Below are 6,373 nucleotides of genomic sequence, written 5' to 3'. Positions count from 1 at the left end.
CGCCCTGCTGGCCGGCCAGCGCGCCGCCGACGGCGAGCCGGTGACCGTGGAGCAGGCCGCGCACGCGGTCCTCCCGAAGGTCAAGGGCGCCTTCAGCCTCGTCTTCATGGACGAGGACACGCTGTACGCGGCCCGCGACGCGCAGGGCATCCGCCCGCTGGTCCTCGGCCGGCTGGAGCGCGGCTGGGTGGTGGCCTCCGAGTCCGCCGCCCTCGACATCTGCGGCGCCAGCTTCGTGCGCGAGATCGAGCCGGGCGAGTTCGTCGCCATCGACGAGAACGGCCTGCGCTCCTCGCGATTCGCGGAAGCGAAGCCCAAGGGCTGTGTCTTCGAGTACGTGTACCTGGCCCGCCCGGACACCGACATCGCGGGACGCAACGTCTACCTGTCGCGCGTCGAGATGGGCCGCCGCCTCGCGAAGGAGGCGCCCGCCGAGGCCGACCTGGTGATAGCGACACCGGAGTCCGGCACCCCGGCCGCCATCGGCTACGCGGAGGCGTCCGGCATCCCCTTCGGCGCCGGCCTGGTCAAGAACGCGTACGTCGGACGGACCTTCATCCAGCCGTCGCAGACCATCCGGCAGCTCGGCATCCGCCTCAAGCTGAACCCGCTCAAGGAAGTCATCAAGGGCAAGCGCCTGGTCGTCGTCGACGACTCGATCGTGCGCGGCAACACCCAGCGGGCCCTGGTCCGCATGCTCCGCGAGGCGGGCGCCGCCGAGGTGCACATCCGGATCTCCTCGCCGCCCGTGAAGTGGCCCTGCTTCTTCGGCATCGACTTCGCGACCCGCGCCGAGCTCATCGCCAACGGCATGTCCATCGAGGAGATCGGCACCACCCTGGGCGCCGACTCCCTGGCGTACATCTCCATCGACGGCATGATCGAGGCGACGACCATCGCCAAGCCGAACCTGTGCCGCGCCTGCTTCGACGGCGAGTACCCGATGGACCTGCCCGACCCCGAGCTCCTCGGCAAGCGGCTGCTGGAGACCGAACTGGCCGCCGGTACGGCCGCGCCGGCCGCGGTCGACGCGATCCGCCGCCCGTAAGCCCTGCCGCAACGAGACGAAGGCTCTCACCGTCATGTCTGAAAACACCGGCGCCGGCCCCTCGGCGGCGTCCTACAAGACCGCGGGCGTCGACATCGACGCGGGCGACCGCGCGGTCGATCTGATGAAGGAATGGGTCAGGAAGACCCGGCGTCCCGAGGTCCTCGGCGGCCTCGGGGGCTTCGCCGGCCTCTTCGACGTCTCCGCGCTCAAGAACTACGAGCGTCCCCTGCTCGCCTCCGCCACGGACGGCGTCGGCACCAAGGTCGACATCGCCCGCCGGATGGGCGTCTACGACACCATCGGCCACGACCTGGTCGCCATGGTGATGGACGACATCGTGGTGTGCGGTGCGGAGCCGCTGTTCATGACCGACTACATCTGCGTCGGCAAGGTCCACCCCGAGCGGGTCGCCGCGATCGTCAAGGGCATCGCCGAGGGCTGTGTACTGGCCGGCTGCGCCCTGGTCGGCGGTGAGACGGCCGAGCACCCGGGCCTGCTGGGCGAGGACGACTTCGACGTCGCGGGCGCCGGTACGGGCGTCGTGGAGGCCGACCGGCTGCTCGGCGCCGACCGCATCCGTGAGGGCGACACGGTCATCGCCATGGCCGCCTCCGGACTTCACTCGAACGGGTACTCGCTGGTCCGGCACGTCCTGCTGGACCAGGCCGGACTCGCCCTGGAGAGCCACGTCGACGACCTGGGCCGCACCCTCGGCGAGGAGCTCCTGGAGCCCACCCGGATCTACTCGCTGGACTGCCTGGCGCTGATGCGCACCACCGAGGTGCACGCCTTCAGCCACGTCACCGGCGGCGGCCTCGCGGCCAACCTGGCCCGTGTCGTCCCCGACGGGCTGCACGCGGTCGTGGACCGCTCCAGCTGGACCCCGGGCCCGGTCTTCGACCTCGTCGGCCGGTTCGGTCCGGTCGAGCGGCTGGAGCTGGAGCGGACCCTCAACATGGGCGTCGGCATGATCGCGGTCGTGCCGCAGGAGTCCACGGACGTGGCGCTGACCACGCTGGCCGACCGGGGGCTGGACGCCTGGGTGGCCGGCGAGATCACCGGCCGCGGCGACCGGACCACGGGAGCGGAACTGGTGGGTGACTACGCGGGCTGAACGCGTCCGCCGCCCGGGCGTCGAGACGTCCGGGCGGCGGGAGCACGCGAAGGGAACCGGGCACGCCGAGCACACCCGGTACGGTGCCGGTCCGCGTCGGCGGGCAGCACAGAACCCGGTCGGTGACCGGAGTCACCGACCGGGCTGATGATGCAGTGCAGGGTCAAGCGCCACGACGCTGTGGCGGGGACTGGCCGTCCTCGTCATCGTCGTCGTCCTCATAGAGGTCGGCGTACCGTGCGTACAGGTCGTCGTCCTGCTCATCGTCCTCGACAGGGTCACCGTTGATATTCGGTGATGTGTTCGAAGGCGATGCACCCAGCTCCTCAGCCAGGCGTGCGAGGTCCGTCCCACCGCTGTTGTACTTCAGCTGGCGGGCGACCTTCGTCTGCTTGGCCTTGGCCCGGCCGCGCCCCATGGCTCGACCCCCTCAACGACGGGGCTCGACGGCCCCAGAGTCTTGACACGCGTTCATGGTCCGGAACGGACTCTCCTTGGAGAGGCCGGTCCGTAGGGCTCCCACGGTACCTGAGCCCACGCCCATACGGTACGTCGCCCGCATGACGTGCCCCCTTCCGGGACCCCCGGAGCCCCTTGTTCCCGCTGGTCACGTGCGATTTCAAGCACTTGTCGGGGGGCGACCCGCCGGGAGAAGTGAGAGTTCTCTCGAAGTGGCCCTCCACGGGTACCGGACAAGTGTGCGAACGACGCGCGGGGGCGGACTCTCCGGTCCGCCCCCGCACGCCGTTCCGCGCACCCCCGTGCGCGCCCCGACGCCTCGCGCGGGGGCGCCCGTCCACACCCCGTGCACGCCCCGTACGCGTCGTGGTCCCGCCCCGTACCGGCTCCCGCGGGTGCCGGTACGGGAGCCGCTGGGGTTCAGCGTGACGCGCGTGCCTCCGCCATCCGCTGTTCGGCGATCCGGTCGGCCGCCGCGGCCGGCGGAATCCCGTCCGACTTCGCACGTGCGAATATGGCGAGCGTGGTGTCGAAGATCTTCGCCGCCTTCGCCCTGCACCGGTCGAAGTCGAAGCCGTGCAGCTCGTCGGCGACCTGGATGACCCCGCCGGCGTTCACCACGTAGTCCGGCGCGTAGAGGATCCCGCGGTCGGCGAGGTCCTTCTCGACGCCCGGGTGGGCGAGCTGGTTGTTGGCGGCGCCGCAGACCACCGCGGCGGTCAGCGCCGGCACGCTGTCGTCGTTCAGCGCGCCGCCCAGCGCGCACGGGGCGTACACGTCCAGGCCCTCGGTGCGGATCAGGGCCCCGGTGTCGGCGACGGCCGTGACGCCCTGCGGGTGCCGGTCCAGCACCCGCCGCACGGCGTCCTCGCGCACGTCGGTGATCACGACCTCGGCGCCCTCCTTGCGCAGGTGGTCCACCAGGTGGTGGCCCACCTTGCCGACGCCCGCCACACCGATCCTGCGGCCGCGCAGCGAGGGGTCGCCCCACAGGTGTTGGGCCGAGGCCCGCATCCCCTGGTAGACGCCGAACGCGGTGAGGACGGACGAGTCGCCGGCGCCGCCGTTCTCGGGGGAGCGGCCGGTGGTCCAGCGGCACTCGCGGGCCACGACGTCCATGTCGGCGACGTAGGTGCCGACATCGCAGGCGGTCACGTACCGGCCGCCCAGCGAGGCGACGAACCGGCCGTAGGCGAGCAGCAGTTCCTCGGTCTTGTCCTTCCCCGGGTCGCCGATGATCACCGCCTTGCCGCCGCCGTGGTCGAGACCGGCCAGGGCGTTCTTGTACGACATTCCGCGCGCGAGGTTCAGCGCGTCGGCGACGGCCTCCTCCTCGGTCGCGTACGGGTAGAAGCGCGTGCCGCCGAGGGCGGGGCCCAGGGCGGTGGAGTGGAGGGCGATGACGGCCTTGAGGCCGCTGGCACGGTCCTGGCAGAGCACGACTTGCTCATGACCGCCCTGCTCCGAACGGAACAGGGTGTGCAGGACGCCGTCAGATACGTCGGTCACGGTGGTGACTCCTGAGTAAGTAGCGGCGGGTGGACGCAGTCCCCGGAACTCCCCGCGCTTGTGGCTGTGAGGCGGTGGCGGAGGCTGTGGGCACGAGATTAGGGCCTGCCGCCGGTGAGGGCGGCAACGTGTCCAGGATCACCCTCGCGGGGCCTCCCGCGCCGGAGCGCCGTGCGACGATTCGCCCGGATGACCCGTATGTCGGCGCCGGACGGCCGTCGTCCGTCCGCCGTCCGTCCGCCACCCGGGCGTCCGCGGCGGACCCGCAGGTTTTCGCGCCGGTGCGCGGGGGAGGGAGCAGGCGTGCCCAAGGTCTCCTCGGTGATCGTCCCCTACGCGGCCTACCTGCGTGTGTACGAACCGCTGACCGCCTTCCCCGAGCCGGAGCGCGGCCACTGGGCCCGTTACGCCCGCCGTCCCGGCCTCCCCTCCTACCAGGACGAACTCCGCCTGGCCCTGGCCGACGTCGTGCCGACGCCGCCGGTCCCGGTTCCGGTGCGGGAGAGCGAGGACGCGTTCGTGCTGGAGGCCGACGGCGTGGTCCTCGTCTGCCCCTGGCGCACCCGGCTGCGCGGCTGGCAGGCCCTGGGGGACCTCGCCGGGGAGTTCCCCCCGCCGGTCCTGGACGCGCTGCTCCCCCCGTTCGTACGGCGTCAGGCCGCCGAGGACTACGAGCGCTGGCTGGCCGCCCACCCCGACGCCCGGCCGTGGATCCGCACCGCGACCTGGCAGGTGCCGATCAACTGGTTCGTGCTGGTCTCGGACGAGGAGCGGGAGTACGACGGGGGCTCCCGGAGCTCCTCCGGCTCCGCGGGCGAGGCCCCCGTGCTGCGGTACCGCACCCCCATGGTCGAGGCGCGCCGGCGGGTGGCCCGCGGACTGCGGGCACTGAGGACCGCCATGGACGAGGGACCTCTGGTCGACGGCCTGGTGGACGTGGGGCGCTGGCTGGAGGAGTTCCATCCGCGGTCACTGGTCGAACTGGACTACGGGGGCCTGGTGCACGCCCTGCCCGCCGGCGCGCTGGAGGACGACCACTCCGCGGCGGACGTGGCCGAGGGGATCGCGGCGCTGCGCCGCGGCGACGGGGTGACCGCGGGGAAGGCCTACGGGCGGCTGGTGGAACGCTGGCGCTCGGTCCGGGACCTGCGGTCGGCCAACTGAGACCGGGCCGCGGCGCCGGCCGGCATCCGGCCGCGGTACTGGCCGGCATCCGGCCACGGTGACGAACTGGCGTTTGACCAAACGCCCTTCTTGGGGTTTTGTCGTCGCCCTGAGGTTTCGTCAACCCGGACCGGACAACGGACGTACCCGCCTATCCGGGCGTATGACCCAAGCGACTCAAGGGTGACGGACCGCACGTACGCGGCCCTTGCGCCGCTTGCCCCCCCTCGTGCCAAAATAGGACAAGGAGTCCGGGGAGGACTCCTCCGTCCAGCTGTGCTCGACTATGGGTGGAATCTCGGTATTGCGTGTTTTGGGGGGTCCAGTGCCTCCTCATCGCGCCTGTGACTGATCGTCACAGGCGCGTGACTGTCCGCTATGGCATGGTCCATCGGCTTCCGCGGCTGATGAACACCTGGGAGGGCAATTCCATCGGTTTGGCCGACGCGGCTGGACGGATGGTGTAGTTGTAGTGCCGAGGACAAGCCGTTCGTCCTATAACCGACTCGACTCGCGTCCGCCATTTCGGGCAACGCGGGTCAAGGTGCAGAATTTAGAGGAAAGAACCGAGAAGGTTCGGTTCTCCCGAGGAGGCCGCTCATGACCGCTCGCACCCCTGATGCCGAGCCGCTGCTGACCCCGGCTGAGGTCGCCACCATGTTCCGCGTGGACCCGAAGACGGTCACGCGTTGGGCGAAGGCCGGCAAGCTCACGTCGATCCGCACGCTCGGCGGGCACCGCCGTTACCGCGAAGCCGAGGTCCGCGCCCTGCTGGCGGGCATTCCGCAGCAGCGCAGCGAGGCCTGAACAACTGAATAAACCGGACGAACCGGCTGGTCCCCCAACTCGCCGAGGCGTTCCGACCCCTAGCTCCACACGACGTGGGGACTGCCCCAACAGGCCCCTCGCCCAAGCCGATCAGAGCTTTCCCGGCAGCTGAACCGGGTGCGTCGTCGATCGCGCTGGACTCCGCCGAGTCCAGCGCGATTTTTTTGTGCGGTGCGCCGCCGGTGACGCGTCGGCGGTGTGCGGGCGGTGCGCCGAGGGGTTCTCCGGGGGGCGGACCGCGCGGTGTC

The 6,373-nt window shown here is 71.2% G+C and carries 6 protein-coding genes; 4 read left to right on the top strand and 2 right to left on the bottom strand.

The annotated features are described in order from the left end of the window. Together purF and purM are read left to right on the top strand one after the other, a co-directional pair. Window positions 1-1,048 (top strand): amidophosphoribosyltransferase (gene purF / locus AOK18_RS22035; protein ID WP_055695472.1); only part of this gene is annotated, 1,048 nt, incomplete at its 5' end. A 34-nt stretch (window positions 1,049-1,082) separates the two neighbouring features. Continuing rightward, window positions 1,083-2,165 carry a phosphoribosylformylglycinamidine cyclo-ligase gene (purM, locus tag AOK18_RS22030; RefSeq protein ID WP_055573623.1) on the top strand — a complete coding sequence of 361 codons (1,083 nt, stop codon included), beginning with the start codon at window positions 1,083-1,085 and terminating at the stop codon, window positions 2,163-2,165. A 163-nt stretch (window positions 2,166-2,328) separates the two neighbouring features. Here purM and AOK18_RS22025 read toward each other — a convergent pair whose 3' ends face one another. Together AOK18_RS22025 and AOK18_RS22020 are read right to left on the bottom strand one after the other, a co-directional pair. Then, entirely contained in the window at window positions 2,329-2,583 is a 255-nt protein-coding gene (locus tag AOK18_RS22025) for a DUF3073 domain-containing protein (RefSeq protein WP_055573622.1), read from the bottom strand. A 461-nt stretch (window positions 2,584-3,044) separates the two neighbouring features. Next, a complete protein-coding gene (locus tag AOK18_RS22020) occupies window positions 3,045-4,133 on the bottom strand; it encodes a Leu/Phe/Val dehydrogenase (protein ID WP_055573621.1) in 1,089 nt (362 codons plus the stop codon). A gap of 303 nt (window positions 4,134-4,436) precedes the next feature. On the opposite strand from AOK18_RS22020, the gene AOK18_RS22015 reads away from it, so the two are divergent. Then, on the top strand, window positions 4,437-5,297 hold the full coding sequence (locus AOK18_RS22015; RefSeq protein WP_055695471.1) for a DUF8083 family protein: 861 nt from the start codon (window positions 4,437-4,439) through the stop codon (window positions 5,295-5,297). A gap of 600 nt (window positions 5,298-5,897) precedes the next feature. Beyond that, window positions 5,898-6,104, top strand: a complete 207-nt coding sequence (gene bldC, locus AOK18_RS22010) for a developmental transcriptional regulator BldC (RefSeq protein ID WP_003949541.1) — start codon at window positions 5,898-5,900, stop codon at window positions 6,102-6,104. The last annotated feature ends 269 nt before the right edge of the window (window positions 6,105-6,373 follow it).

It is taken from the genome of Streptomyces prasinopilosus (assembly GCF_001419695.1).
GTDB classification, from domain to species: domain Bacteria; phylum Actinomycetota; class Actinomycetes; order Streptomycetales; family Streptomycetaceae; genus Streptomyces; species Streptomyces prasinopilosus.
The sequence above is the reverse complement of the archived record's forward strand: the minus strand, read 5'-3'. Positions and strand labels throughout refer to the sequence as shown.